Below are 26,884 nucleotides of genomic sequence, written 5' to 3'. Positions count from 1 at the left end.
CCTCACACCTGCACCTGACGGCGCCCCGCCCGAGCCCCCCACAGATAGCCCGCGGCCTCCATCGCGCGCATGCCGGCCATGCCGAGCGCGTGCCCGGGCCGCCCGAGCAGCCGGCGCCAGTTCCGGGCGTACGCCCGCAGCACCCCCGCGCCCTGGTCGGCCATCGCGCCGTCGTGCTGCTCGACGAGGGTGGGCAGGCTCAGGCCGTAGTAATAGCGCTTCTGCCAGATGTCGCGCAGGGTCAGCCGGCCCTCGTCGTGGTCGACGATGACGGGCGCCAGCTCGACCGTGCCGCCGGCCTGGCGGATCCGGAAGCGCAGGTCGGCGTCCTCGGGCCCGGACATCGACTCGTGGAAGCCGTCGGCCACCATGTCGGACCGGCGCAGCAGCCGCGGGTTGTGCAGCCACGGCGCGTCGAGGTAGCACTCGCGCTCGAGGGCACGGCACGCCGTCCAGAACCCCTGCCCGATCGTGCGTTCGGGCAGAGCGACACCCGTGGCACCGGTCGTCGCCGCCGTGCGCACCGCGGCGCTGACGGCGTCGGGCGGCAGGTACATGTCGCTGTCGAGCCACAGGATCCACACGCCCTCGGCGGCGCGGATGCCGCGATTGCGCTGGGCGCTGCGCTCGGGACCACCGGTGATCACCACGTCAGCGAGAGCGCGGGCGATCTCGTCGGTGCCGTCGGTGCTGTGGTTGTCGACCACGATCAACTCGACGTGCGGGTGGTCCTGGGCCTTGACCGAGCGCAAGCACGCCTCGATCGTGCGGCGGTTGTTGCGGGTCGGCACGATCACCGACACCAGCGGCTCAGTCATCGTCGTTCCTCCGGGCGAGCAGGATCAGGCTCCCGGCGACAGCCACCACGAGCCCGGCGGCCGCGACATGGTGGGGCACCAGGCTGGCCGAGATGATGTCGGCGGACAGCTCGCCGAAGGCGCCGCGTCGCCACTGGACGACCAGCAGCGCCAGGACGGAGACGAAGGTGAGCGCAGCACCCGAGTACACGAGGCGACGCGGGTCCACGGGACGCAGCCACATCAGGAGGGCCACCGCGACGGCACCGGCCAGACCGCCCCAGCCGAGCAGCAGCCCGGCTCCGGCCACGCCCACGACCGCCAACACCGGTCCTCGGGCCCAGGCCGGACGCAGGCCGGTGGGACCGGCTGGTCCCTCGGGCAGCGCGAACAACCGTCGGCGCACCAGGGCGCCGATCACCAGGGCGAGCGCGGCGAGCAGCCCGAGGCCGCTGGCGCCCAGGGCGACGTTGGACCAGCGCTGCGGGGCGTAACGGATGTCGATCGTGGCGGCGGCGCCGTCCTCGATGATCCATCCGGAGGAGAACCCGTCGAGCGTCACGGGCGCACCGAGGTCCTCGCCGTCGGCCGTCGCCCGCCAGTCGGGGTTGTGGCTCTGGCCCGTGACGACGGCGTAAGGGCCGTCGGCCACCTCGACGTCGAGGGTCATACGGGTGTCCCCGTCGCGGGTGACCTCCGAGATGATCGGCGATCCGAAGCGTTCGAGCGACGCCCGGGTGTCGGTCAGGCGCAGGGAGTCCAAGATGAACGCCGGATTGGCGTCGATCGTGTGCTCGCCCGAGCCCAGCCGGGTGCGCTCGCAGCCGACCCACCGCGTGCCCTGCTGGTCGGCGCGCGCCAGCAGGCCCGTGGCCGGACGCATCTCCAGCCCGGTCCCGTCCGCGAGAGCGACCGGCAGGCAGTGGACGTCGTCGTCCGCCTCGTCCATGGCGATGCCGGTGTCGATCTCGGCGAAGGTCGAGGGAACACCCGTCGGATCCCCGGTGATCCCGTCGATCGTGACGCGGACCGCGGAGCCGCGGACCGGCTCGTCGAGGTCGATGGTCGTCTCGCCCAGTCCGATCTCGGACTCGCCGACGTCCTCACCGTCGACGCTGATCGTCACGCGCGTCGCGCGGTGGCGCGACTGGCCCTCCTCGATGTCGGCGGCCCGCTGGACGATCCGCACCTGGTCGATCTCGCGCTCGTCGCCGCGGATCTCCCACCAGGCGCCGCGCGTCGTGCCTCCGGGCACCCACCCGGTGTCCTCGTCCCCGTCGGCGGCGCGCGAGGCGCGGTTGGCGGGGTTGTCGAAGTAGAAGCCGCTGGACTCGGACTCGACGTCCGTGCCGCGTCCCTCGACCCGGTCGTACATGACCTCGACCGGGCCGGCGACGCGCACGTTCGCGCTGGTCTCGAAGGTGCGTCGGTCCGGGAGGGTGACGATCCGGTTCAGGGCCCGCTCGGAGTCGTCGCTGGTGGACGTCGTGTTCTGGACCCGCGTCAGCAGGACGTCCAGGGGCGTGCGCGAGAAGCGCTCGCGGTTGGCCTCGTCCAGCTCCTCGTACACCTTCGAGAAGGTCAGCGGGGTGCGGGCGGCGACATGCGCTTGGCGTCCCAGGCCGATCTCGGCGATCCCGACGAAGTTGTAGCCCTCGCCGCGCGTGGAGTCGATCGAGACGGTCACCTTGTCGGCCCGCACTCCCCCGAGTCGCGCCGTCGCCAACCCGGACTCGGGAAGGGTGATCGTGTCGCTGCGTCCGCCGGCCGACACCGTCACCTCGTCGATCTCGACGTCACCGATGGGCAGCTGGGCGATCGGCACCTCGTCGAGCTCGACCGGCTCGTCGAAGGTGGCGACGAGACGCTGGCCCACGGCGGTGCCGAAGTCACCGAAGCGCCAGCCGGTGGTCAGGTCGCCGTCGACGGCGAAGTCGCCCGTGCCGAACGGCAGGTCGAAGAACGTGCCGCCCGACCGCGAGGTCGAGACCTTCACGACCGAGTCGACCCGCACGGTCTGGTCCGTCGGGTCGGTGCCGAGCGTACGGGTGGCACCGGGATCCTGGTCCTCGCGCAGCAGCGGTCCCTGCCCGACGGTCAGCCGGTTGGAGATGACACTGCGGCGAGCGTTCGTGTCGGTCAGCACCAGACGTCCGGCGGTGTCCAGGGTCCGGGTGAACTCGTCCGTCGAGAGGTTCTGGGCGTACCGCACGAGCGGGGACGTGTCGAGCAGACCGGCATCGGTCAGCGCCGGGAAGGCGAAGCCGTCGCCGGCCACGACGACCTGTCCGTCCAGGGGTACGGCCCGCAGCGGCTCGCGGGCGTTGCCGACGTCGTACACCTGGACCGGCGGCAGCAGGTGCTCGCCGTGGAAGAAGGGGTCCTCCATCGCCGGGGACAACGTGTTCTGGCCGGGCACGCCGAAGTTCTGACGGCCGAACAGTCCCGGGTCGGTCGAGATCCGCTGGTTCATCTCCGCCGGGCGGGCTCCACCGGTGTTCTCCCACACGACGTCGTTGCGCAGCAGCACCTGACCGGCGCCCAGGTAGCGCGCCATGGTCGAGACCACCGCGCCCGGCGCCGTGCCCGACTGCACCGAGCCGTCCAGCGCGGCGAGGAAGTTCACGCCCGCCGGCGAGGCGTTGGGGGTGGTCTCGGGCAGCACGGCCCGCCGGTCGAACAGGGCGTTGATGACGTCGTCGGGTCGTTCCTCGGTCCACCGGTAGAACGGCCGGACCTGGCCCGGGAGCACGAGCACGGAACCCGGCTGGGTGCTCTCGTCGACAGCAGTCGCGGCCTGGCTCCAGTAGTCGGGGATGTCGATGGGCGAGATGTAGAGGCGACCGGAGAGCGCCGGCAGCGACCACGCCGCGAAGACACTGGCGACCACCACGACGACGACGGCCCGGGCGGGTGCCCAGCGCCAGACCCGGGGCAGGAGATGCATCAGGGTCACGACCAACGCGATGGTCATCGCCACGACCAGCACGGCGCCGATCTTGTTCGTCGTGCGGAACGCCGACAGGGCGGGCACCTGGAGCACCTCGGCCAGCAGTCGGCCGAAGGGTGACGCCGGGCCCTTCTCGGTCGGGAACACACCGACCATCACGATGGCGGCACCGAACACGGCCGTCGTGATGAACACGCGGGCCCGCGTGCGCGCCCACGCCAGCGCCGTCAGCCCCAGCGCCGGCCACAGGGCCGTCAGGACGACGATCAGCGGACTGACGACGTACACGGCGTGCTCGGGCACCCACGGTCCGGCCGAGCTGGAGCCGTAGAGGGGCCACAAGCCCAGGCCGCGCAACACCTCGGTGAGCGACGAGACCTTGGCGATGCCGGTCAGTGTCTCGGAGCCCTCGACGATCTGCGAGCCGGTGGTCAGGGCGGCGAAGGCCGGGACGAGCCAGTACAGCGAGAGCACGACGACGAACAGCGCCGACATCGCCAGGACCTTGACCGCGTCGAGCCAGCGCAGACCGTCGCTCGCGCGGATGGCCAGGACGACCGGGATGACGGCCAGCAGCTGCAGCAACGGGACGACCGCGACGTTCATGCCACTCATCGCGAAGAAGGTCAGGCCGAACAGGGCGGGCCACGCCCAGCTGCGAGGGCGGCGCAGCGCGTGGATCAGGCACAGCAGCTGCCACGGCAGCAGGGCCATCGGCAGGGCGATCGCCAGGGTCGCACCGGCGCTGATCGTGTACGGGTTGGCCAGGAACAGGACCGCGGCCAGCAGGCCGCCCCAGCGGCCGACGCGCGGGGCGACCACGCGGGTCAGACGCGCGGCGCCCCAGGCGGCGATCAGCCACAGGACGAGGTGGAAGACCTTGAACGTGATCTCCGGCGACAGGCCGATCCCCCGCAGCGCCGAGAGCACCAGAAGAACGGGCGCCAGACCGACGTTGAAGTTCGGCGACCCGAGGTAGGGCGAGGCCGTCCACGACGACATGTACTGGGCGAGCATCTCCCAGGGCCGGACGTACACCTCGGGCTTGATGTCGGTGTAGAAGGTGCCCCACCCGTTCAACCCGATGACCAGGGCGAGAGCGAGGATCGCCAAGCCCACCACGACGCGGTAGTGGGTGAACAGACGCACAGGGGACTCCCTCGGGGGTTCGGCCGGGTGGCCGTGGGCACAGCGCCGTCCAATATAGCGTCGGTCACACGTTCGGTTACCCGAGAGTCACCAAGCCGATACCCTGAGGTCGCCATGCCCCTCCCGTCACGCCTCAGCCGGCCCCGTCCGGGTTCGGGAGCCGCGCTCGGCGTCACGATGGCCGTGGCCAACGTCCTGAGCTACGTCTTCGTCCTGATCCTGTCGCGGGCCCTCGGTCCCTCGGACTTCGGCGGCTTCTCGGCGCTGTCGGCCTACGGCATCGTCCTGTCGGTCCCGGCCGGCGCCCTGCAGGTCATCGTGGCGCGTCACGTGGCGGGCGCCCCTCCCCACTCGCGGGGACTGCGCACGGCACTGGTCGTCGGCGTCGCCCTGGCGGCCGCGACGATCATCGCCGCTCCCCTGCTCGCCGACGCCTTCCGGCTCGACACGACCTGGTCGGCGGTCTGGCTGGGTCTGACGCTCGTGCCGATGACCCTCACCGGCGCCTTCCAGGGCATCCTGCTGGGGCGCAACCGCCTGGCCGCACTGTCGGCCGTCTACGTCGCCACCGCCGCGGGCCGCCTGGCCGCCGGCGCCGGCGGGGCCGCGCTCGGACTGACGGTGGCGCAGGTCTTCCTGCTGCTGCTGCTCGTGGCGGTCGGTGTCGCCGCGCTCGGCGCGGCGCTGTGCCGCAGCGACCTGACCCTGGACGACGATCGGCGACTGGGCACCGAACTGGTCCGCGCGACGATGTCGCTGGGTGCCTTCATCGCCCTGACCAACGTCGACGTGACCTTGGCGCGTGCCTACCTCGACGACCACGACTCGGGCGGGTACGCGCTGGCGGCCACCTTCGGCCGCGCCATGGGGTGGGGCACCCAGTTCGTCGCGCTGCTGCTCGTCCCCCGCATGCAGGGGGCCGGAGCCGCCCGGTCGTTCCGCCGCTCCCTGGGCCTGATCCTGGGGTTGGGAGTGGCAGGCGTCGCCGTCATCGCCGTCGCCCCGTCGTTCTGGATCCGCCTGGCCGGCGGCGCCGAGTACGCCGAGTTCGGGCCGCTGGCCATCGCGTGCGTCGCGCTGGGCGTCCTGTGGGCGCTCGTCCAGGTCTCACTGTTCGCCGAGATGGGCCTGGACAGCCCCTGGCTCGGTCGCTTCACGTGGATCGTGCTGGCGCTGCAGTCCGCCGTGATCGTGCTGTGGTTCCACGACACCCCGTACGAGCTGGTCACGGTGTGTGCGATCGGCGCCGCCGTCATCGTCGCGGCGGCGCTGGTCCGGTCCCGGAACCTCGGCCGGGCCTGACCGGCCTCAGTCCTGCTTCTGCTCGATCGCGCGCGAGCGGCCCATGATGATGCGGGCGCCGAACTTCATGACACCGGGGAACTTGGTGGCGGCCTTCCAGGCGATCCGGTTGAGCCGGTTCTGCAGGTGCACCTGATAGCGGCGCAGCCACTCGTCGCGGCCCTTGAGCACGGTCGGGCCCGTGCGGCGGAACGTCAGGGCGTGCAGTCCGTTCGCCCAGCGCGGATCGTCGTCGGACTTCGCGTCCCACGTCGCGTCGATCGTCCACCCCGGGTGACGCTCGAGGAAGAGACGGTGTGCGCGCTGCACGACGGGCCACGTGGCGTCGTCGACCAGCACGAGCGCCTCGTCGGCCAGCAGCGGCTCGACCACGGCGAGCGCGAGGTAGTGCGCCAGCAGCGTGTGCTCACCGTCGTAGAAGTACACGCCGACCGGGCGGTCGATGACGTTCGGACGCGCCATCAGGTCGAAGCAGTCGCCCTCGAGCAGCCGCACGTCGGCACCGTGGCCGTACTTGGCGAGGTTCTCCATCAGCTCGGCGCGGGCCTCCTGGCCGGCCATGCCGAACTCCAGGAAGTTCTCCATCGCGTAGAACACCTTGTCGGCGTTGTCGCGGACCGTGCCGCACATCGAGCGGCCCTTGAACGTGCCGACCTCGAGGTAGGCCTCGTCCGCCGGCATGATCGCCGCGGCGAGGTTGAGCATCGCCAGCTCGTTGGAGGACGTGAAGCCCGCGACGTCGGCCTTGACCTGGTCCCAGTAGGGATCGATCGGGTCGGTGTCCTGCGGGTCCCCGGGGAAGAGTGTGGGGGCGCGGTCGAAGAATGCGGAGGTGTCCATGAGTGCCTTTCGTGCGGCGATCAGCCTAGCTGTCGGTTCGGGTTCCGGGGGCGGGTCACGCGAGTTGGTCCCACGCGTCCCGGATGGCAGGGGCGAGCCACGTCCAGAGCATCGGATTGGCCTCCTCCGAGAAGTGCAGCGCGTCCCGGAACAAGGTGATGCCGTTGATCTGCTTGCGGAAGCCATCGTCGCACCCGAGTGCGCCGTGCAGGTCCAACAGAGGCGTGTCGGTCCGGTCGGCCCATGAGGCGAACCAACGGTTCGCCCGGTCGGGCTCGGCCAGGTTGCGCGTGACCTCGGTGTGCTCGCGCATCCAGTCGCGGTCGAAGGGCGGCGACGGGAGCCGCTCGACCGACACGTCGCGGCACGGCAGGGTGACGAGCTGGACCTGCCGGACCCCGGCGGCATCGGCCGCCGCGCGCAGGTCGTCGAGCTGCTCGCGCACCAGCGGGCCCAGTCGTCGATCGTCCGGACCGATGAGGGAGCCGTCGGCCTGCTCGTGCAAGGTCCCCAGGTCCGTGCCGACCATGAGGACCAGGACGTCGATCTCGTTCTTCCTCAGCTCGTCGGCCATCTGCTCGCGACTGTCCCGGCACTGGGGCTTGACCGGCTCGCGATAGCCCGGCGACCAGAAGGTGGTGAGGGGCAGCAGTCCGCAGCCCTCGACGGCGAGATTCGTCAGGTGCAGGTCGGGGTAGCTCTGCGCCGGGAAGCCCTGCGCCAGGTAGTACGGGACGGAGTCGCCGTAGATCGCCACGCGTAGCGGCGTCTCGCGGGCCTCGTACGGCGCGGTCCCGGGGGTGAGCTCGGGGACGCGACCGGCAGCGATGTCCTCCTGGACCGTGGGCACGGCGCCGACCCGGAACGCCGTCACCAGGACCAGGACCGTGGCGCCGACGGCGAGGGCTCGGCCGGCGTTGACGCCGCGGGCCAGCTCGGCCAGTCCGCCGCGCATCACCGGGACCTCGATCAGGTGGAAGCTCAGCGCGGCGATCGCCAGTGTCGCCGTCGAGCCGATGAGCAGCTCGGCGACCACCGGCAGATCGGCCGCGTACCGGTCGAGCCACAGTTTCACGGGCCAGTGCCACAGGTACAGCCCGTACGTCAGGATCCCGAGGTAGACCAGCGGGCCCCACGTGAAGATCCGGCGGTACGGTCCCCGCCCGACCTGGACGATGCCGGCGATGCCGAGCGCCGTGAGCAGCGACAGGGCCAGCATGCCGCCGCGCTCGAACATCACCGGCGCCATCGGCCGCACCAGGAAGAACCCTGCGGTGGTGACGAGCGTGGCGGTCCACGCCAGGAGCCCGGCGGTCCGGGCGCTCATCGCGCGCGGCCGACGCCCCACGCGGTCGGGACCGACCGCGAACGCCATCGCCATGCCCGCGAGCAGCGCCTGGATGCGCGTGTCCGTGCCGTAGTACGCGTGCGCCTGCGCCTCGGACGTGGCCAGGCCTATCTGGGCCGTCCAGACCGCCGAGGCGACCGCCACGGCCAGGACGATGGACACCCGCAGGGCCCGCGAGGCGACCAGGCGCACGAGCAGGACCGCGGCGATCGGCGCCACGATGTAGAACTGCTCCTCGACCGACAGCGTCCACACGTGCCGGAAGAACGAGGGGTTGCCGAACTCGGCGAAGTACTGGTCGCCCTGCGACACCAGGCGCCAGTTCATGACGAATCCGACGGTCGCCAGGATGTCGTCCTTCATCGGCCGACGGGTGGCGTTGTCGGCCGCCACGACGGCCCACGTGCCGACCACCACGATCAGCACGGCGAGCGCGGGAAGCAGACGCCGGGCGCGGCGCCGGTAGAAGTCCAGGATGCTCACCCGGCCGAACCGGGCGTGCTCCTTCAGCAGGATCATGACGATCACGTAGCCGGAGAAGACGAAGAACAGGTTGAGACCGACCCACGCACCCTGCAGGGACTCGACCCCGAAGTGATACGCCATGAGCACCAGCACGGCGTAGCCGCGGGCGCCGTCGAGCGCGGCGCTGCGCGCACCCTGGGTGGGTGTCAGCTGCTCGGCGAGCCTCATCGCGTCCCCGCCCTCGAGGCGTGGTCGCGCACGCGGGGCGCGAGCCACGTCCAGACCATCGCGGCGCCCTCGTCGGAGAAGTGCAGCTGATCGCCGTACAGGTTCACCCCGTTGACCTCGGGACGGAAGCCCTCCGAGCACTCGAGCACCTCGTAGAGGTCCAGGACCGCGACGCCCCGATCGCGCGCCCAGGCCCGGATCCAGGAGTTGACGACCTTCGGGTCGGAGGTCGCCTCGGCGACGTCCGGATGGGCCTCGAAGTAGGTGCGCAACGCCGGCGCCTGGCCCTGGCGGCCGTCGATCCGGCACGGCACGGTGGCGATCTGCGGCGTGACACCGGCACTCTCGGCCTGGGCGACCAGTCCGTCCAGGGCCTCCTCGACGGCTCGGCGGTAGGGCCGGTCCTGAAGCCACCACACCTCACCCTCGGGCGAGTAGTGCGGGATCGAGATCAAGGTGCCCAGCACCATCACCACGGTGTCGGCGTCCAGGTCGCGCAGCCGCTCCCCCAGGTTCGTCCAGCTGCGACGGCACTCGGCGTCCGGCGCACCGCCGAGCTCCTCGTTCCAGGCGGGCTTGAGGTCGACCACGTCGCACCCGGGCACCGCCAGGCCGCTCACGAGCAGATCGGGATAGTCCGCCGACGGGAAGTACGTGACGAGGTTGTCGGCGACGGAGTCGCCGTAGAACGCGATCCGCGTGGGCTTCTCGCGCGGGTCGTAGGCCGCGCTGCCCGCGACCAGCGGCGGCACGTCCACCGAGCGGCCACCGACCTGCGAGGCCGTGGCGCCCACCTGGCCCACGGCCAACGCGACCAGGACGACGCCGAGCGGCGCGGCGACGGCGACCCGCCCGGGTCGACGCAGGCGCGGCAGCAGGCCACGGACACCGCGGCGCATGACCGGCTCCTCGATCCACCGGTAGCTGGCGGCGGCAGCCGCGATCGAGATCGCCAGGACGACCGGTGCCGCGACCCAGACCGGGGCGGTCGGGAAGGCCTGGCCGAACCACACGGTGAGCGGCCAGTGGAAGAGGTAGAGGCCGTAGCTGCGCACGCCGAGGTAGGCCAGGGGCGCCCAGGAGAGGACCCGACCGGCCGAGCCTCCGACGCCGTGCGCGAGAGGCAGGATGAGCAGACCGACCACGATCGCCTGCAGCAGCAACCCGCCGCTGAGGAACATGAACGGCTCCATCGGCTCCACGACGACCAACAGGGCCAACGCCGTGGCGAGCATCGTCCAGGCCAGCACCGGACCGCAACGGCGCAGCACCGCCGGCGTGCGGTCCCGCCACCCGTCGTCGATGAACGCCACCAGCATGCCGATGAGCAGCGACTGCGCTCGCGTGTCGGTGCCGTAGTACGCATGGGCGATGGCCGACGGGTCTCCGAGGCCCACTTGGGCGGTCCACCAGGCCGACCCGACGGCGGCCAGGGCCAGGACGACCATCGCGACGCGGCGACGCATCAGCGCGAGGATCGCCAGCAACAGCGGGACGCACAGGTAGAACTGCTCCTCGACCGAGAGCGTCCAGGCGTGCCGCAACAGTGACGGGGAGCCGAATGTCGAGAAGTACTGATCGGCGTCGAGCACCAGTCGCCAGTTCATGACGAACCCCAGGCTGGCCAGCATGTCGCCGCGCAGCTGGCGGCGCGCGAACTCATCCGCCACGAGGAGCCCCCACACGCCCAGGGCCAGCAACAACAGGATCAGCGCGGGCATCAGTCGCCGGGCGCGCCGCCGGTAGAAGCCCGGGACGTCGACACCGCCGAACCGGCGCCGCTCGCGCAGGAGCAGCCGGGTGATGAGGTAGGCCGACAGGACGAAGAACAGGCTCAGCCCCGTCCACGCTCCGTCCAGCCCCGGCACCCCGAGGTGGTAGAGCATGAACAGCAGCATGAAACCGCCGCGGATCCCGTCCAGGGCGGTGACCCGGCCGCGCTGCGGCGGGGCGCTGGTCATCGCCACGCCTGACGGGCCCGCTCGAGGGCGTCGGGGGTGCCGACGTCGAGGAAGGGCGCGTCATCGCGGTGGGCGCGCACGTCCGAGTCGGCGGCCAGACCGGGGAAGACGTCGACCTCGAGGGAGAGCGGCACCGTGTCGGGCAGGTCCAGCAGGACCGCGCCGCGCATCACGTACGTGCCGGCGTTCACCAGACCCGGCGCGGCGATCCGCGGCTTCTCGCGGAACCCACGGATCCGGGTCCCGGAGTCGTCGAGCGAGACCACGCCGTACGGGCGGGCGTCGTCGACCTCGCGGACGTGGATCGAGACATCGGCGCCCGACCGCTCGAAGGCGTCGATCTGGGCCGCGAGGTCGTGGGCCGACAGCAGGTCGCCGTTGACGACCACGACCGTGTCGCCGGGGGCGACGGCAGCGCGGGCCGCGAGGGCCAACGCACCGCCCGTGCCGAGCGGCTGCTGCTCGCGGCTGTAGGTCAGCCGCACGTCCCAGCGCGAGCCGTCGCCGAGCTCGTCCTGCACCTGCTGCGCGCCGAAGCCGGCGGCGATCACGATGTCGGGCACACCGGCAGCGGCCAGCCGTCGGAGTTGATGGGCCACGAGCGGCTCTCCCCCGACGTCGACCAGAGGCTTGGGCAGGTCGCCGACAGCGGGCCTCAGCCGGGTCCCCAGACCCCCCGCCAGGACGATCGCTCGTCGCACAGATCCCTGCCTTAACTCTTGGTTACCCGCGCGTACGCACGGCGCTGGTCATAGTAGTATGCGTCACATGCTCGACGACTCCGATGTGCGTTCTCGACCCCTGCCCAACCTGGGGACGAAGGTCGCGATCCTCGCCGCCATCCCCTTCCTGGCGTACGGGATCTACCTGCTGCTGACGCCGATCACGGACATCCAGACCAGCTCCGGAGCCATCTTCGAGTGCGGGTCCGCCCTGCAGCCGCCCTCGGACGACTTCCAGGCAGGCGTCTGCGGCCCGATCAACACGCAGTACCTGTACCGGAGCATCGCGGCGATCGCCGCGGCCGTGGGCATCGCCGGCGTCGGCGCCATGCTGTTCGGCTTCAGCCACCAGGTCGAGCGTGCCGTCAGCCGTTCCGAGACCGGCGCAGCCGGCACCGGTGACGAGGCGCAGCGTCTGTCCCGCGAGGACGACCAGCGCTTCTCCCGCGAGGACGACTACTACGCCGACGGCGGCGCCCGCCGGCGACTCCTCGACGACGGTCGCTGAGGACGGCGGTAGCCGCCCGCCCGTTCGATGACGCACCCCATCGCACCGCCGCGCGCGCGGCTGCCCTACCGCCCGGCCCTCGACGGCCTGCGAGCGGTGGCGATCGCCGGCGTCCTGGTGTTCCACCTGGACGAGAGCCTGCTGCCCGGCGGCTGGCTCGGGGTCGACCTGTTCTTCGTCCTGTCGGGCTTCCTGATCACCCACCTGCTCATGGCCGAGCAGGACCGCTGGGGCCGCATCAGCGTCGTGCGGTTCTGGGGCGCCCGCATGCGCCGGCTGCTTCCCTCGCTGCTGACCGTGCTGCTCGCGGTGGCGGCCGCGGCGTGGATCTGGACCGTGCCGGGTCGCCGATCCGCGGTCGCGTGGGACATCGTCTCCTCCTTGTTCTATGTGTCGAACTGGCGGTTCATGCTCGGCGACGAGCAGTACTTCGACCAGCTCTCGCTGCCCTCCCCGGTGCGGCACACGTGGTCCCTGTCCATCGAGGAGCAGTTCTACATCGTCTTCCCGCTGCTGCTGATCGCCGTGGGCGTCATCGCCCGGACGCGGTACCGACAGGCCGCGGTGTTCGCCGCCCTGGCCGTCGCCTCGGCCGGTGCCATGGCGTACGGCTACCTCCATGGCGCTGAGATCACGGACCTGTACTACAGCACCTTCACCCGCGCCTTCGAGCTGTTGATCGGGGTGTGCGCCGCGCTCGTCCTGGGCCGGTCCGCCTTCGCCGAGCGTCGGGCCTCCCCCGCACGCGACGTCCTGGCGTGGGGCGCGCTCGCGGCGGTCGTCGCTGCGATGCTCCTGCTCGATTCGAACTCCGGTGTGGTCTTCACCGGGGGTCTCGTCGTGGTGTGCCTGGCGGCCCTCGTCACGATCCTGGCGGCTGCGGGCGGGCGGCCCGGCACGTTCACGACGGTCCTGGGCAGCCCGGTCCCCCGCTTCATCGGACTCATCAGCTACCCGTTGTACCTGTGGCACTGGCCGATCATCGTGTTCCTGCGTCCCGGCACGACCGCCCTGGACGGTGTCGCGCTGGACCTCGTCCGGGTCGGCCTCGCGGTCCTGCTGGCCTGGCTCACCTACCGCTTCATCGAGGCGCCGATCCGCGGCCGCCGTCCGATGATCACGTCGCTTCGTGGTGTGTCCCGGGTCGTCACGGTCCTCGCCGCGCCGTTGGTGGTGGCCGGCGCGGTCGTCGTCGCCCACTCCGAGCCGCTCGACCGCGGCCTCGTCGCCCAGCACAGCGACTCCGATGCGCCACCGCTCGTGCTCACGCCCGAGCCCTACACCGCCGAGGCGCGACGTTCGGCCATGTTGCTGGGCAACTCGATCCCGTTCAGCCTGTACCGGAACGTCGCGACGCACGAGTTCCGCCAGCTCTCCCTGAGCCAGAGCACGCATCTGGGGTGCGACCCGTTCGAGTTGCAGAAGGTCGTCGACGGCAAGCCCACCGAGCCGACCCGCAGCTGCCTGCAGTGGCGTGAGGAATGGCCCGAGACGGTCAAGGCGAACCGACCCGACGTACTGTTGTTCTTCGTGCCCCAGACCTTCGTTTCGGACCTCGTGCGCGACGGCGATGTCGCCGAGTTCGGCACCGCTGAGCACACCGAGCTGATCCGGGACGGGCTCGACCAGGTGGCCGCACGCGCGACGGGCGCCCGCAGCCTCGCGTTGTCGACGCTGGCGTGCCATGACATCCCCGCGTTCGACATCGTCGAGATGCAGCAGTTGAACGACGTCGACCGGGTCAAGCAGGTCAACGCGGTCGTGACGGACTGGGCACGTGAGAACGACGTGCCCGTCGTGGACTCCTTCGGCGCCCTGTGCTCCGACGGATACCGCCCGATGCTGGGCGACGATCCCCTGTACGAGGACGGGCTGCACTTCACGACCGAGTCCGCTCCGCTCGTGTGGGCCTGGATGATGCCCCAGGTCCTGCGCTTCGCCGACGCGGCCCACGGGGAGGCGCGATGAACCGCTCGACCCGCGCCACCGTCTCCAGCGGCTCGATCGTCGCCGTCGCGATGATGGTGATGAACGTCGCCACCTACGGCTTCAACCTGCTCGCCGCCCGCCAGCTGGTTCCCGCCGAGTTCGGCGCCCTCACCGCCTTGTTGAGCCTCACCCTCATCGCCAACGTCGTCGCGCTGGGACTGCAGGCCTCCATCGCCCGCCGGATCTCGGTCCGTCCCGGGCAGACCATCCAGATCGTGCACACCGCGTCGCGGGTCGCCCTGGCGCTGTCCCTGCTGGTGGGCCTGGCCACCGCCCTGTCCAGCCCGATCCTGACCCCCGCATTCTCGTTCGACTCGGTGTGGGCCGTCATCTGGTGTGGGGCGATGCTCGTGCCGCTGACCCTGGCTGGCGCCCAACTGGGCGTCGCGCAGGGCACGGGACGCTGGGGGAAACTGGCGGCGCTCTACCTCGGCAACGGGTTCGGCCGCCTCTTCGGCGGCTTGGCCGGCCTGGCGATCGAACCGACCGCGACGAACGCGATGATGGGGCTGGCGATCGGATCGTGGCTGCCGGTCATCCTGGGCATGGGACTGCTCAAGGCCACCGGCGGCGGCGATGCCCACAGCCGCCGGCCGCTCGTCTTCGAGACCGTGACATCGGCGTCGACACTGCTGGCCTACTTCGCCTTCAGCAACGTCGACGCCCTGATCGCCCGCGGCGGCTTCGACGCCCACGACAGTGGCCTCTACGCGTCGGGCCTGATCCTGACCAAGTCCACGCTCTTCCTGCCGCAGTTCGTCAGCGTCGTGTTCTTCCCGAGCCTCGCGCGCGACTCCAGCCACCGCACACGCCTGCGCGCCGTGGGTCTCGTGGCCCTGCTGGGCGTGGCGGTCGTCGCGGGCGCCGCCGTTCTGCCGAAGCTGGCGCTCATCCTGGTCGGCGGCGACCAGTACGCGGAGATCACCGGCGACCTGTGGCTCTTCGCCGTCTCGGGCACCTTCCTGGCGATCGTCTACCTGCTGGTGTTCGACGCGCTGGCTCGGCGCGAGGGCGGCGTGGCCGTGCTGGTGTGGATCGCAACGGCCACGGTCTTCTGCGTCGCGTACTTCAACCGGATCGGCATCGTCGGTCTGGTGACGACGATGGCCATCACGGCCGCCGCCCTCTCGGCCGTCCTGCTGGTGTGGCCGCTGATCCGCCGCACTCCCGAGCCGAAGCAGACCGAGGTGACCGAGCCACCCGTCCCCTGAGGACTAGTGGCCGGCCTCGTGCCAGGTCCGCCCCACGCCGACCGAGACGTCGAGCGGGACCGACAGGTCGGCCGCCGCAGCCATCTCACGACGGACGAGCGCCGTGAGCTGCTCGAGCTCGCTGTCGGTCGTCTCGAGCACCAGTTCGTCGTGGACCTGCAGGAGCATCCGCGACGACAGCCCGGCTTCGTCGATGGCCCGCTCGACGTTGAGCATCGCGACCTTGATGATGTCGGCCGCCGATCCCTGGATCGGGGCGTTCAGGGCCATCCGCTCGGCCATCTCGCGGCGCTGGCGGTTGTCGCTCTGCAGATCCGGCAGGTAGCGGCGCCGGCCCATGATCGTTTCGGTGAAGCCCGTCTGCCGCGCCTCGTCGACCAGCCCGCGCAGGTAGTCGCGGACGCCGCCGAAACGCTGGAAGTAGTCGTCCATCAGGCCCTGCGCCTCGCCGGTCGAGATCGACAGCTGCTGGCTGAGCCCGTACGCCGACAAGCCGTAGGCCAGACCGTAGTTCATCGCCTTGATCCGGGCCCGAAGCTCGGTGTCGATGTCCTCGGGATCGCGTTCGAACACCTTGGCCGCCATCACGGTGTGGAAGTCCTCACCGGAGTTGAACGCCTCGATCAGGTCCGCGTCCTCGGACAGGTCGGCCATGATCCGCATCTCGATCTGGCTGTAGTCGGCCGTGAGCAGCGTGTCGTACCCCGCGCCGACGACGAACGCCTCGCGGATGCGCCGGCCCGAGGCCGTGCGGATCGGGATGTTCTGCAGGTTCGGATCGTTCGAGCTGAGCCGTCCGGTGGCCGCGATGGTCTGGGCGTAGGTCGTGTGGATCCGGCCGTCGTCGGAGATCGAGCGGCGCAGGGTCTCGACCGTCTGACGCAGCTTCGTCACGTCCCGGTGCGCCAGCAGGTGCTCGAGGAACGGGTGCCCCGTCTTGGCGTACAACTGCTGCAGCGAGTCGGCGTCGGTCGTGTAACCGGTCTTGGTGCGCTTGGTCTTGGGCATGCCGAGCTCGTCGAACAGCACGACCTGCAACTGCTTGGGCGAACCGAGGTTGATCTCCTTGCCACCGATCGACGCGTAGGCCGCATCGGCGGCCTGCTGGGCGCGGGACGCGAACTCCGACTCGAGGGTGAGCAGTGCATCGTCGTCGACGGCGATCCCCGCCCGCTCCATCCGGGCCAGCGTCGAGACCAGGGGCAGCTCGACGTCGGCCAGCAGCTTGGTGCCGCCGGACTGCTCGACCTCGGTGGCCAGGGCCACGGACAGGTCGAGTGTGGCGCGCGCCCGCAACATCGCGATCTCGGCGTCGTCGTCGGTGTCGAGGGAGAGCTGGCCGCTGTCGGCGGCGTCGTCGCGCAGCTCGCGCTTGAGGTAGCGGACCGACAGGTCGGCCAGGTCGTACGACCGCTGGTCGGGACGCACGAGATACGCCGAGAGCGCGGTGTCGGCGGCCAGGCCGCGCAGGGTCCACCCGCGATCGGCCAGCGCCAGCATCGGGCCCTTGGCGTCGTGCAGGACCTTGCCGCGGGTGGGATCGGCGAGCCACTCGCCCAGGGCGGACTCGTCCTGCGGCGTCAGCTCGGCCAGGTCGAGCCAGGCCGCCTCGTCCTGCGTGGCCAGTGCCATCGCGATCACGTCGCCCCCGCCGCGGCCCCACGATCCCTGGACGTGCAGGCCGACGTCGCCGACGGCGTGCTGCTCGAGCCACGCGGCGACCTCGCCGGGACCGAGCACCCGGCCCGCGAGGTCGAAGCCCGCCTCGGGCTCGACCTCGTCGGTGGTGCCGGGGAACGTGGTGAAGAGGCGATCGCGCAGTGCGGTGAACTCCAGCGAGTCGAAGACCGTGTGCACCTTCTCGCGGTCGAACGCGGTGTCGAGCGTGAGGTCGGCCGGCCCGAGCGGCAGGTCGAGGTCGCGCACCAGCGCGTTGAGCCGACGGTTGCGCAGGACCGAGTCGAGGTGGTCGCGCAGCGACTGCCCCGCCTTGCCCGGGACCTCGTCGACGTGGCCGATCAGCGCGTCGAGGCTGCCGTAGCCGTTGATCCACTTGGCGGCGGTCTTGGGACCGACGCCGGGCACGCCCGGCAGGTTGTCGCTGGTCTCGCCCACGAGCGCGGCGATGTCGGGGTAGAACTCCGGCAGGACGCCGTACTTCTCCTGCACGGCCGTCGGCGTCATCCGGGCCAGGTCCGACACGCCCTTGCGCGGGTACAGCAGCGTCACCTGGTCGGTGACGAGCTGGATCGCGTCACGGTCGCCGGAGCAGACCAGGACCTCCATGCCGGCGGCCTCGGCGCGGGTCGCGAGGGTCGCGATGATGTCGTCAGCCTCGTAGCCGGCCTTGTCGACGTGGCGGATGTCCATCGCGTCGAGCACCTCCTTGACCAGGGCGACCTGGCCGGAGAACTCCTCGGGCGACTTCGACCGGTTGGCCTTGTACTCGGCGTACTCCTCGGTGCGGAACGACTGACGCGACAGATCGAAGGCGACGCACACGTGGGTGGGCGCCTCGTCGCGCAGGACGTTGATGAGCATCGAGGTGAAGCCGAAGACGGCGTTCGTGCTCTGTCCCGTGGAGGTCGCGAAGTTCTCGACCGGGAGTGCGAAGAAGGCGCGATAGGCCACCGAATGGCCGTCGATCAGCAGGAGTCGGTCCACCCCACGACCCTAGTCGGCCGGTCCGACAGCGTCAGCCTCGGACGGCGGCACGCCGCCGCAGCGAGCGACGGACGGCGAGCAGACGCCCGGTCTCGCGCGAGCCGGAGGACTTGGTCGCCAGGCGGGCGTTGAGCTTGCCCAAGGGGATCGCCCGCAGCACGGCGATCTGGTTGAAGCCGAGCTTCGTCAGGTACCGGTTGGGCTCGCGGGCGTGGGCCGCGGAGTTGGCCAGGACCAGCTCGCAGTCCTGCTCCTCCGCGTACGCGGCGACCACCGAGAGCAGGCTCGACGCGATGGAGCGCCGGCGATGGCTCGGCTTGACCTGCAGATCGGTGACGATCATGACCTTGCACATCGTGATCGGGTTCAGTGTCGCGAGGTCGGCCGCCACGGCTCCGACCAGCTCGCCGCCCACGAGGGCCACGATCAGCCGGCGGCGGTGCTCGCGGGCGTTGAACTCGATCGCGGCACGGGCCTCGGCCTCGTCGGGGCAGCGCCACAGGGTCTGCTGGGTGTAGGCCTCGGATCCCTCGTCGCTGACCGCCTCGGCGCACGCGACCCAGAGCTCGATCAGCGAGGCGGCGTCGTCGAGCTCGACATCGCGGATCTCGATGGGCTGGCGCAATGCCATCGACGTGAACCTCCGGGCGGGGGACGGGGACGTCGACAGCCTACGCCCCCACGCCGGTGCCTGGGAATGACCCGGCGCGACCCGAATCGAAACCGAACTGTTACCAAAGGGATCCTCGAGAGCCCGCCGCCGGGACGTTCACATGGCTATGCTCTTCGGGATCGACTCTGGCGTGCCCGACCGGTGCGCAGACACCGACAGGAGAATGTGTGCGACTGCGAACAGCGGCGCTGTTCTGGGTGATGACGGCCGGGCTCGTGCTTCTTGCGAACCCCGCGTCCGCCGAGACCACGTCCCCCTCCCCCCAGCCCAGTGCCTCGGCACCGGCCTCGGACGCTCCCGTGACGGGAGCAGCGATCCGGGTACGGCTGCTCGACCAGAAGGGTGGCAAGGCCGGCGACAACCCGCCCCCGGTACCGAACGTCACGGTCACCGTGTCGGACGAATCCGACACCGAGATCGGACGGGGCGTCACCAACGACATGGGTGTGGCGGCCATCGCCATCCCCGGCAAGGGCAAGTACGCGGTCTCCATCGACGAGTCCACCCTGCCCGCCGAGGTGAAGCTCACCGGCAAGAAGACGCTCGACGTCACGGTCAACCTGGCTTCGGGACAGAACGTCGCGTTCCCGTTGAACGGCGAGGTCGTCGAGACCACCCCGTTCGCCGAGCGACTCGTCGACAGTCTCATCTCGGGCGTGAAGTACGGCCTCATCATCGCCCTGGCGGCTCTGGGCCTCTCGCTGATCTTCGGCACGACGGGCTTGACGAACTTCTCCCACGGTGAGCTGATCACCTTCGGCGGAGTCGCGGCGTATCTCTTCAATGTCACCCTCGGCCTACCGCTGCTCCTCGCCGGCGTCCTCGCGATACTCGCGGGCGGCGTGTTCGGCTGGTTCCAGGATCGCGGCCTGTGGCGTCCGCTGCGGAACCGCGGCACCGGCCTGATCGCCATGATGATCGTGTCGATCGGCCTGGGTCTGCTGCTGCGTAACCTCTACCAGTACTTCTTCGGCGCCGGAACGCGCTCCTACACCGAATACACGTCGCAGCGGGCCCACGACTTCGGGCTGTTCGACCTGTCGGACAAGGAGATCGCGATCATGGTCATCGCGGCCGTGGCGATCGGCATCGTCACGACGATCATGGCGCGCACGCGCCTGGGCAAGGCGATGCGTGCGGTCTCGGACAACCCGGCGCTGTCGGCCTCGTCCGGCATGCGCGTCGACGGCGTCATCTCGAACGTCTGGATCCTGGGCACGGCCCTCACGGCCCTGGCCGGAGTCCTGCTCGGCGTCAACAGCCAGGTCAACTTCATGATGGGCTACCAGTTGCTGCTCATGGTCTTCGCAGCGAGCGTCCTGGGCGGGCTCGGCACCGTGTGGGGTGCCATCCTCGGCTCCCTGATCATCGGCATCATCACCGAGGTCGGGCCGTTGTTCGGCGTCCCCAGCTCGATCAAGGAGGTGGGCGCGCTCATCGTGCTCATCCTCATCCTGCTCATCAGGCCGCAGGGCATCTTGGGCCGCGCGGAGAGGATCGGCTGACCCATGGACATCGGCAACATCATCGACGCGGCGTTCTCGAACGCCTTCGGCCCGCAGGCGATCGTGTTCGCACTCGCCGCGATCGGCCTGAACATCCACTTCGGCTACACCGGCCTGCTGAACTTCGGCCAGGCGGGCTTCATGGCCGTCGGCGCCTACGGCCTGGCCGTGACCATGGTCCAGCTGGACCTGCCGCTGCCGGTCGGCATCGCGGCGGGCCTGTTCGCGGCACTGTTGCTCGCCCTCGTGCTCGGCGTTCCCACGCTGCGACTGCGAGCGGACTATCTCGCGATCGTCACGATCGCAGCGGCCGAGATCCTGCGCCTGGTCTTCGGCGCCGTCGAGACCAAGAAGGTCTTCGGTGGCTCCAACGGTCTCAACGGATTCACGCAGACCTGGAACGACCTCAACCCCTACAGCTCGGGCGTCGATCTGGGCTTCGCCTCCTGGGGACGCAACGACCTGTGGGCGATGACCGCCGGCTGGGTCGCCGTCGCGCTGTGCTGCCTGCTGACCTGGGCGCTCATGCGCAGCCCTTGGGGACGCGTCCTGCGCTCGATCCGTGAGGACGAGGACGCCGTGCGCTCGCTGGGCAAGAACGTGTTCCTGTACAAGATGCAGGCGCTCATGCTCGGTGGCGTCATCGGCGGCCTGGGCGGCATCTTCTTCGCCCTGAAGCAGGGCTCGGTCGTCCCGTCGGACTACAGCACCAACCTGACCTTCTTCGCCTACACGGCGTTGCTGATCGGTGGTGCGGCCCGCGTCCTGGGCCCCGTCGTGGGCTCCATGATCTTCTGGTTCCTCATCAGCGGCCTCGGCGAGTTCTTCAGCCAGGCCACGCGCGGCATCGACCCGTTGATCCCGGCCTCGGTCATGACCGACACGCAGGCCAGCCTCATCCGCTACATCCTCATGGGCCTCGGCCTCATGCTGCTGATGATCTACCGACCTCAGGGGATCTTCGGCGATCGAAGGGAGATCGCGCTCGATGACCGTTGACCTCAACAGTGCCCGCGCGGCACTGGCCGCCCTGCCCAACGATCCGGGAGTGCGCAAGCCCGACCCGATCGTCGTGGGCGACGACATCACCCGCACGTTCGGTGGCCTCAAGGCCGTCGACGTCCAGCACGTCGAGATCCAGCGTGGCGTCATCACGGCGCTCATCGGACCCAACGGCGCGGGCAAGACGACCCTGTTCAACCTGCTCACGGGATTCGACGTCCCCGACAGCGGGTCGTGGGCCTTCAACGATCAGCCCCTCGCCAAGGTGCCGGCCTACAAGGTCGCCCGACTGGGCATGGTGCGCACGTTCCAGCTGACCAAGGTGCTGTCCAAGCTCACGGTCATCGAGAACATGCGCCTGGGGGCCACCGGCCAACGCGGCGAGAAGTTCTTCCCGTCGATCTTCAAGTCGTTCTGGCGCAGCCAGGAGGACGAGATCACCGCTCGCGCGGACGATCTGCTCGCCCGGTTCAAGCTCGACGCCAAGCGCGAGGACTTCGCCGGATCGCTGTCCGGCGGTCAGCGCAAGCTGCTCGAGATGGCACGCGCCCTCATGGTCGACCCCGAGCTGATCATGCTCGATGAGCCCATGGCCGGCGTGAACCCGGCCCTCAAGCAGTCGCTGCTGGGGCACGTGAAGTCGTTGCGCGACGAGGGCCGCTCGGTCCTGTTCGTCGAGCACGACATGGACATGGTGCGCGACATCTCCGACTGGGTCATCGTCATGGCCCAGGGCCAGATCGTCGCCGAGGGCACACCCGAGGCCGTGATGGCCGACCAGCGTGTCATCGACGCCTACCTGGGCGCCCACCACGACACCGACCTCAGCGAGGTGGACGAGTCCGTCCTCGAGGCCGAGGTCGAGGCCGAGATCAAGGCCGAGGAGGCCGATTCATGAGCGACGCGATCCCCACCCCTCAGACGCCCGAGTCCGAGCGTCGCAAGCACCTCGACGGTGCCGACGGCGCCGTTGTCCGCGCCGACAACCTCATCGCGGGTTACCTGCCGGGCGTGAACATCCTCAACGGCGCCGACCTGTACTGCCAGCCCGGCGAGCTGGTCGGCATCATCGGCCCCAACGGCGCCGGCAAGTCGACGCTGCTCAAGGCCCTGTTCGGCCTGGTCAAGATCCACTCGGGCACCGTGCTGCTGAAGGGTGATGAGATCACCAATCAGCGTGCCGACGTGCTGGTCAGCAAGGGCATCGGCTTCGTCCCCCAGACGAACAACGTGTTCCCGAGCCTGACGATCGAGGAGAACCTCGAGATGGGCTGCTACCAGGCCCCCTCGAAGTTCAAGGACCGCTTCGCCTTCGTGACCGACCTGTTCCCGACGCTGGGCCAGCGCGCCAAGCAGCGGGCCGGCTCGCTGTCAGGTGGCGAGCGCCAGATGGTCGCGATGGGTCGCGCCCTGATGATGGACCCGTCGGTGCTGCTGCTCGACGAGCCCTCGGCGGGCCTCTCCCCCGTCATGCAGGACGAGGTCTTCGTCCAGACCCGCAAGATCAACCAGGCCGGCGTCTCGATCATCATGGTCGAGCAGAACGCCAGTCGCTGCCTGCAGATCTGCGACCGCGCCTACGTCCTCGACCAGGGCACCACCGCCTACAGCGGCACGGGCCGTGAGCTGGCGAACGATCCCAAGGTCATCGAGCTCTACCTCGGCACCCTGGGCAAGAAGGCCGGCTGACTCCCCCAGCACCACCGAACGCCCCGTCTCCGTCAGGAGGCGGGGCGTTCGTCATGGGTGTCCGTCACGTGGCGGGCAAGACGAAGGGCCCGAGGCTGATGCCCCGGGCCCTTCTGCCTACCTCAACAGTGAGTCATCGACTCAGATGTCACCGGCGATGTACTTGACGGAGTCGTACGTGCCCTTGCCGTTGTACTGGTAGATGCCGATGGAGGCGGACGTCGGGCTGCCCGTCTCGCCCATCTCGATCGGGCCGGAGACACCGTCGTAGTCGATGTCCTTGCCGTCGGCCAGCAGATCAGCGCACTGCTTGAACGTCGTGCACTTCTCGCCGCCCTTGGTGACCTCGACCAGCTCCGAGGCGACAGCCTCGCCCGAGTCGTTCTTGGCCGCGATGGCAGCCAGGGCGGACGTGACGACCGCGTCGTAGGACTCGGCCGCGTAGGAGTAGTCCTTCAGCTTCGGGTCGATGCTCAGCAGGCGCTTCTTGAAGTCGCCGGCCGCCTCGGCGCCGGGGACCGTGCCCTTGACGCCCTTGAGCTGCGCAGCGAAACCGTCACCCGAGTAGTCGGCCACGTTGCCGTCGACGAAGTACGTCGCGACGTCCTGCGGGCCGACACCCTTGCCGACGAGCTGCGGGATGATCTTCTTGGTCTCGTCGAACGCGATCAGCACGACGGCGTCGGGCTTGGCCGCGGCGACATCGTCGACCTGCGCGTCGTACGAGGGGGCCTTCTCGCCGTAGAACGACGTGACGGCGACCTTGGAGCCGGCGGCCTCGAGGCCCTTCTTGACCTCCTGGGCCAGCGTCTCGCCGTACGAGTCCTGGCGGGCCAGGATCGCGACGTTCTGGCGGTTGTCCTCGACCAGCAGGTTCGCCATGACGGCGCCCTGGAGGATGTCGGACGGAGCCGTACGGAAGTACAGGTCGGGCTTGTCGTACTTGCCGGTGTCGAAGTCGGTCGACGTGTTGGCGGGCGAGTACTGCACGACGCCGGCGCCGAGGATCTTGTCGATGACGGTCATGGAGACGCCGGACGAGGCGGCACCGACGATGACGTCGGAACCGGCCTTGATCAGCTTGTCGGTCTCGGTGGGCGCGATGCCCGAGTCGGTGTCACCGGAGTCGCCCTTGACGTGGCGGGCGGGCTTGCCCAGCACACCGCCGGCCTCGTTGATCTCCTTGACGGCGAGGTCGACGCCGGCGAACTCCGGCGGGCCGAGGAAGGCGAGGCTGCCGGTCTGCGGGAGCAGCGAGCCGACGACGAATTCGCCGTCACCCTTCGCAACTTCCTTGTCTTTGTCGTCAGAGCTGTCGTCGCCGCCGCCGCAGGCGGCGAGGACGAGCGCGCTGGCGCTGGCCAGGGCGGCCAGACGGAGCGTCGTGGTGGAGCGCTTCATCAATCCTCCGTGTTAGTCAATCCGAGCACGGGTCGGTTCGCCCGGCACGATGTGACATGAAACCTAGTGTGCGGAGGTTTCAAAAACTCTCATGTTGAGTAATTGGAACGTTTCGTAGCCAACTTGTAACCGTTGTCACACTGGGTCGTCAACCCTGCAACGACGGCCCATTCTCCATGACGGCCTCGGCCACCTGGCGCATCGAGAGGCGCACGTCCATGGCGGTCTTCTGGATCCAGCGGAACGCCTGCGCCTCGGTCAGTCCGAGCGTCTCCTGCAGGACCGACTTGGCCTGCTCCACGACCTTGCGCGTGGCCAGTTGCTCGTGCAGGTCGCCCACCTCGGCCTCGAGCGCCCGCAGCTCGGCGTAGCGGCTGCGCGCCATCTCGATCGCCGGGACCAGGTCCGAGGCCGTGAACGGCTTGACCAGGTAGGCCATCGCCCCGGCGTCACTGGCGCGCTCGACCAGCTCGCGCTGGCTGAAGGCCGTCAGCATCACGACGGGGGCGATGCGCTCGGCGGCGATCTGGGACGCGGCGGTGATGCCGTCCACGCCGGGCATCTGGATGTCCATCATCACCAACTCGGGGCGGTGCTCACGCGCGAGGTCGACGGCGGCCTGCCCGTCGGCGGCCTCGCCCACGACCTCGTAGCCCTGCTCGGCCAGCATCTCGGCGAGGTCCATCCGAATGAGGGCCTCGTCCTCTGCGATGACGACACGCGGCGTGGGGGGCGTCGACTGCACTGATTCGGTCACACCGTAAGGTTATCGGGCACGGCGGTGCGCCGAGATGGCGGAATGGTAGACGCGATGGTCTCAAAAACCATTGTCCGAAAGGGCGTGCGGGTTCGAGTCCCGCTCTCGGCACCGATGGCTCCCCGAGGGAGCCGATTCTCCCGAGTTCGCCCACGCCACCGCGCCTGTCCTGACACGGCGGCGTCCCCCGGATCGCCGAGCGTCAGCTGACCGGCGGGGGCAGCTCGTCGGGATCGTAGGCCGCAACGACGCGGTTGATCGCGTCACCCATCTTGTGCACGCGCAGCGCGTTGGTCGAGCCGGGGATTCCCGGAGGCGCCCCGGCCACGATCACCACGCGACGACCCTGCTCGCACCGCTGCTGGCCGAGCAGCTCGCGGTCGACCTGCAGCGCGATCTGGTCGGTGTGGCTGATCTCGGGGGTCAGGAACGTCTCGACGCCCCACGTGAGCGCCAGCTGGTTGCGCACGAGGACGTGCGGCGTGAACGCCAGGACGGGGATCGACGAGCGGTAGCGCGCCATGCGACGCGCGGAGTCGCCCGTCGTGGTGAAGGCGATCATCAGCTCGGCCTGGACCGACTCGGCGACCTGCGAGGCCGCCCGGCAGATGATGCCCGTCGTGGTGCGGGGCTCCCACGTGAACGAGGCCATGCGCGGCAGGCCGTGGTCCTCGGTGGACGCGACGATCCGCGACATGATCCGCACGGTCTGGATCGGGAAGCGCCCCACGCTCGTCTCGCCCGAGAGCATGACCGCGTCGGCGCCGTCGAGCACGGCGTTGGCGACGTCGCTGGCCTCGGCGCGGGTGGGCCGCGGCGCCGAGATCATCGACTCGAGCATCTGCGTGGCCACGATCACCGGCTTGGCGTTGCGGCGGGCCTTCTCGATGATGAGCTTCTGGACGATCGGCACGTCCTCGAGCGGGAGCTCGACGCCCAGATCGCCGCGGGCGACCATGAAGCCGTCGAACGCGTCGACGATCTCGTCGAGGTTCTCGACCGCCTGGGGCTTCTCGATCTTGGCGATGATCGGGCGGTGGATGCCCTCCTCGTCCATGATCGCGCGAACCTCGGCCGCGTCCTCGGCGTTGCGCACGAACGACAGCGCGATGAAGTCGACGTCGGCGCGCAGGGCCCAGCGCAGGTCGTCGATGTCCTTCTCGCTCATGGCGGGGACGCTGACGTTGACGCCGGGCAGGTTGATGCCCTTGTTGTTGCTCACCTCGCCGGGGACCTCGACGGTCGTCACGACGTCGGTGTCGGTCACCCCGACGGCGCGCAGACGCACCTTGCCGTCGTCGATGAGGATCTCGTCGCCGGCCCGGACGTCACCGGGCAGGCCCGAGTAGGTCGTGGAGCAGACTTCGCGGTCACCGGGGACGTCACGCGTGGTGATGGTGAACTCGTCGCCGAAATTGAGCTCATGGGGTCCGTCGGAGAACCGGCCGAGCCGGATCTTGGGGCCTTGCAGGTCGGCCAGCACCGCGATGGCCTTGCCGGTCGCCTCAGCGGCCTGGCGAACCCGGGTGAGCCGCTTGAGCTGCTCACTCTGCTCGCCATGGCTCATGTTGAGTCGGGCGACATCCATGCCGGCAATCGCCAGCTCGAGGATGCGTTCGGCGGTGTCGGTCGCAGGACCGAGGGTGCAGACGATCTTGGCTCTACGCACCTTCTCACCCTATCCCTGCCTCGAACCGAACCGCGAGTCACAGGACCCGCGGTT

The 26,884-nt window shown here is 69.9% G+C and carries 19 protein-coding genes and 1 tRNA gene; 9 read left to right on the top strand and 11 right to left on the bottom strand.

Features of this window, described 5'->3' with window-relative positions; all coding sequences use genetic code 11:
• Nucleotides 1-2: 2 nt before the first annotated feature.
• Nucleotides 3-818 (bottom strand): glycosyltransferase, encoded by an 816-nt coding sequence (locus tag GL325_RS00725; protein WP_154594797.1) that lies wholly within the window; start codon nt 816-818, stop codon nt 3-5.
• Nucleotides 811-4,896: an alpha-(1->3)-arabinofuranosyltransferase family protein gene (locus GL325_RS00720; RefSeq protein ID WP_187768302.1), complete on the bottom strand. Its 4,086-nt coding sequence runs from the start codon at nt 4,894-4,896 to the stop codon at nt 811-813. The genes GL325_RS00725 and GL325_RS00720 overlap by 8 nt, the downstream gene beginning before the upstream one ends.
• A 114-nt stretch (nt 4,897-5,010) precedes the next feature.
• Between GL325_RS00720 and GL325_RS00715 the strand changes: the two genes are divergently transcribed.
• Nucleotides 5,011-6,198: a lipopolysaccharide biosynthesis protein gene (locus tag GL325_RS00715; RefSeq protein ID WP_187768301.1), complete on the top strand. Its 1,188-nt coding sequence runs from the start codon at nt 5,011-5,013 to the stop codon at nt 6,196-6,198.
• 6 nt (nt 6,199-6,204) lie between these two features.
• On the opposite strand, the gene GL325_RS00710 is transcribed toward GL325_RS00715, so the two are convergent.
• The 4 genes from GL325_RS00710 to GL325_RS00695 are packed head-to-tail and all read right to left on the bottom strand — an operon-like array spanning nt 6,205 to nt 11,741.
• Nucleotides 6,205-7,038, bottom strand: coding sequence for a class I SAM-dependent methyltransferase (locus GL325_RS00710; protein ID WP_187768300.1), 834 nt, complete (start codon nt 7,036-7,038; stop codon nt 6,205-6,207).
• Nucleotides 7,039-7,093: 55 nt separating this feature from the next.
• A complete protein-coding gene (locus GL325_RS00705; protein WP_187768299.1) occupies nt 7,094-9,127 on the bottom strand; it encodes an acyltransferase in 2,034 nt (677 codons plus the stop codon).
• On the bottom strand, nt 9,076-11,040 hold the full coding sequence (locus GL325_RS00700; protein WP_187768298.1) for an acyltransferase family protein: 1,965 nt from the start codon (nt 11,038-11,040) through the stop codon (nt 9,076-9,078). Before GL325_RS00700 ends, GL325_RS00705 begins: the two co-directional genes overlap by 52 nt.
• Complete coding sequence (locus tag GL325_RS00695; protein ID WP_187768297.1) at nt 11,037-11,741, bottom strand: sugar phosphate nucleotidyltransferase; 705 nt, start codon at nt 11,739-11,741, stop codon at nt 11,037-11,039. Before GL325_RS00695 ends, GL325_RS00700 begins: the two co-directional genes overlap by 4 nt.
• A 67-nt stretch (nt 11,742-11,808) precedes the next feature.
• Here GL325_RS00695 and GL325_RS00690 point away from each other — a divergent pair, with 67 nt between their 5' ends.
• From GL325_RS00690 to GL325_RS00680, 3 genes are read left to right on the top strand one after another with little or no spacing between them, the layout of a single operon-like run.
• On the top strand, nt 11,809-12,270 hold the full coding sequence (locus GL325_RS00690; RefSeq protein WP_154594790.1) for a hypothetical protein: 462 nt from the start codon (nt 11,809-11,811) through the stop codon (nt 12,268-12,270).
• A 27-nt stretch (nt 12,271-12,297) separates the two neighbouring features.
• On the top strand, nt 12,298-14,238 hold the full coding sequence (locus tag GL325_RS00685) for an acyltransferase family protein (protein ID WP_187768296.1): 1,941 nt from the start codon (nt 12,298-12,300) through the stop codon (nt 14,236-14,238).
• Complete coding sequence (locus tag GL325_RS00680) at nt 14,235-15,470, top strand: lipopolysaccharide biosynthesis protein (protein WP_154594788.1); 1,236 nt, start codon at nt 14,235-14,237, stop codon at nt 15,468-15,470. The genes GL325_RS00685 and GL325_RS00680 overlap by 4 nt, the downstream gene beginning before the upstream one ends.
• A 3-nt stretch (nt 15,471-15,473) precedes the next feature.
• Here the strand turns inward: GL325_RS00680 and polA are convergent, their stop codons facing one another.
• Both polA and GL325_RS00670 read right to left on the bottom strand, forming a co-directional pair.
• On the bottom strand, nt 15,474-18,134 hold the full coding sequence (polA, locus tag GL325_RS00675) for a DNA polymerase I (protein WP_187768295.1): 2,661 nt from the start codon (nt 18,132-18,134) through the stop codon (nt 15,474-15,476).
• 31 nt (nt 18,135-18,165) lie between these two features.
• Complete coding sequence (locus tag GL325_RS00670; protein WP_154594787.1) at nt 18,166-18,765, bottom strand: GNAT family N-acetyltransferase; 600 nt, start codon at nt 18,763-18,765, stop codon at nt 18,166-18,168.
• A gap of 209 nt (nt 18,766-18,974) precedes the next feature.
• Here GL325_RS00670 and GL325_RS00665 point away from each other — a divergent pair, with 209 nt between their 5' ends.
• The 4 genes from GL325_RS00665 to GL325_RS00650 are packed head-to-tail and all read left to right on the top strand — an operon-like array spanning nt 18,975 to nt 23,003.
• Complete coding sequence (locus GL325_RS00665; protein ID WP_187768294.1) at nt 18,975-20,312, top strand: branched-chain amino acid ABC transporter permease; 1,338 nt, start codon at nt 18,975-18,977, stop codon at nt 20,310-20,312.
• A gap of 3 nt (nt 20,313-20,315) precedes the next feature.
• Nucleotides 20,316-21,311 (top strand): branched-chain amino acid ABC transporter permease, encoded by a 996-nt coding sequence (locus GL325_RS00660; protein WP_154594785.1) that lies wholly within the window; start codon nt 20,316-20,318, stop codon nt 21,309-21,311.
• On the top strand, nt 21,301-22,212 hold the full coding sequence (locus tag GL325_RS00655; protein WP_154594784.1) for an ABC transporter ATP-binding protein: 912 nt from the start codon (nt 21,301-21,303) through the stop codon (nt 22,210-22,212). The genes GL325_RS00660 and GL325_RS00655 overlap by 11 nt, the downstream gene beginning before the upstream one ends.
• Nucleotides 22,209-23,003, top strand: a complete 795-nt coding sequence (locus tag GL325_RS00650) for an ABC transporter ATP-binding protein (RefSeq protein ID WP_154594783.1) — start codon at nt 22,209-22,211, stop codon at nt 23,001-23,003. Before GL325_RS00655 ends, GL325_RS00650 begins: the two co-directional genes overlap by 4 nt.
• Before the next feature lie 141 nt (nt 23,004-23,144).
• Here the strand turns inward: GL325_RS00650 and GL325_RS00645 are convergent, their stop codons facing one another.
• Together GL325_RS00645 and GL325_RS00640 are read right to left on the bottom strand one after the other, a co-directional pair.
• Entirely contained in the window at nt 23,145-24,404 is a 1,260-nt protein-coding gene (locus tag GL325_RS00645) for an ABC transporter substrate-binding protein (protein WP_154594782.1), read from the bottom strand.
• Nucleotides 24,405-24,552: 148 nt separating this feature from the next.
• Nucleotides 24,553-25,161, bottom strand: coding sequence for an ANTAR domain-containing response regulator (locus tag GL325_RS00640; protein ID WP_255467021.1), 609 nt, complete (start codon nt 25,159-25,161; stop codon nt 24,553-24,555).
• Between the two features lie 28 nt (nt 25,162-25,189).
• Between GL325_RS00640 and GL325_RS00635 the strand changes: the two genes are divergently transcribed.
• Nucleotides 25,190-25,272, top strand: a tRNA-Leu gene (locus GL325_RS00635).
• A 91-nt stretch (nt 25,273-25,363) separates the two neighbouring features.
• On the opposite strand, the gene pyk is transcribed toward GL325_RS00635, so the two are convergent.
• Nucleotides 25,364-26,830: a pyruvate kinase gene (pyk, locus tag GL325_RS00630; RefSeq protein WP_187411401.1), complete on the bottom strand. Its 1,467-nt coding sequence runs from the start codon at nt 26,828-26,830 to the stop codon at nt 25,364-25,366.
• Between the last annotated feature and the right edge of the window lie 54 nt (nt 26,831-26,884).

The sequence above is a fragment of the Aeromicrobium sp. 636 genome (assembly GCF_024433585.1).
In the GTDB taxonomy this organism is placed as follows: Bacteria; Actinomycetota; Actinomycetes; order Propionibacteriales; family Nocardioidaceae; genus Aeromicrobium; species Aeromicrobium senzhongii.
The sequence above is the reverse complement of the archived record's forward strand: the minus strand, read 5'-3'. Positions and strand labels throughout refer to the sequence as shown.

Bases quoted from the DNA above. Each gene is read 5' to 3' on its own strand.
- GL325_RS00715 (WP_187768301.1), top strand. From the start codon at position 5,011: ATGCCCCTCCCGTCACGCCTCAGCCGGCCCCGTCCGGGTTCGGGAGCC.
- GL325_RS00680 (WP_154594788.1), top strand. From the start codon at position 14,235: ATGAACCGCTCGACCCGCGCCACCGTCTCCAGCGGCTCGATCGTCGCC.
- GL325_RS00660 (WP_154594785.1), top strand. From the start codon at position 20,316: ATGGACATCGGCAACATCATCGACGCGGCGTTCTCGAACGCCTTCGGC.
- GL325_RS00670 (WP_154594787.1), bottom strand. From the start codon at position 18,765: ATGGCATTGCGCCAGCCCATCGAGATCCGCGATGTCGAGCTCGACGAC.
- GL325_RS00725 (WP_154594797.1), bottom strand. From the start codon at position 818: ATGACTGAGCCGCTGGTGTCGGTGATCGTGCCGACCCGCAACAACCGC.
- GL325_RS00700 (WP_187768298.1), bottom strand. From the start codon at position 11,040: ATGACCAGCGCCCCGCCGCAGCGCGGCCGGGTCACCGCCCTGGACGGG.
- GL325_RS00685 (WP_187768296.1), top strand. From the start codon at position 12,298: ATGACGCACCCCATCGCACCGCCGCGCGCGCGGCTGCCCTACCGCCCG.
- GL325_RS00645 (WP_154594782.1), bottom strand. From the start codon at position 24,404: ATGAAGCGCTCCACCACGACGCTCCGTCTGGCCGCCCTGGCCAGCGCC.
- GL325_RS00655 (WP_154594784.1), top strand. From the start codon at position 21,301: ATGACCGTTGACCTCAACAGTGCCCGCGCGGCACTGGCCGCCCTGCCC.
- GL325_RS00710 (WP_187768300.1), bottom strand. From the start codon at position 7,038: ATGGACACCTCCGCATTCTTCGACCGCGCCCCCACACTCTTCCCCGGG.
- GL325_RS00690 (WP_154594790.1), top strand. From the start codon at position 11,809: ATGCTCGACGACTCCGATGTGCGTTCTCGACCCCTGCCCAACCTGGGG.
- GL325_RS00650 (WP_154594783.1), top strand. From the start codon at position 22,209: ATGAGCGACGCGATCCCCACCCCTCAGACGCCCGAGTCCGAGCGTCGC.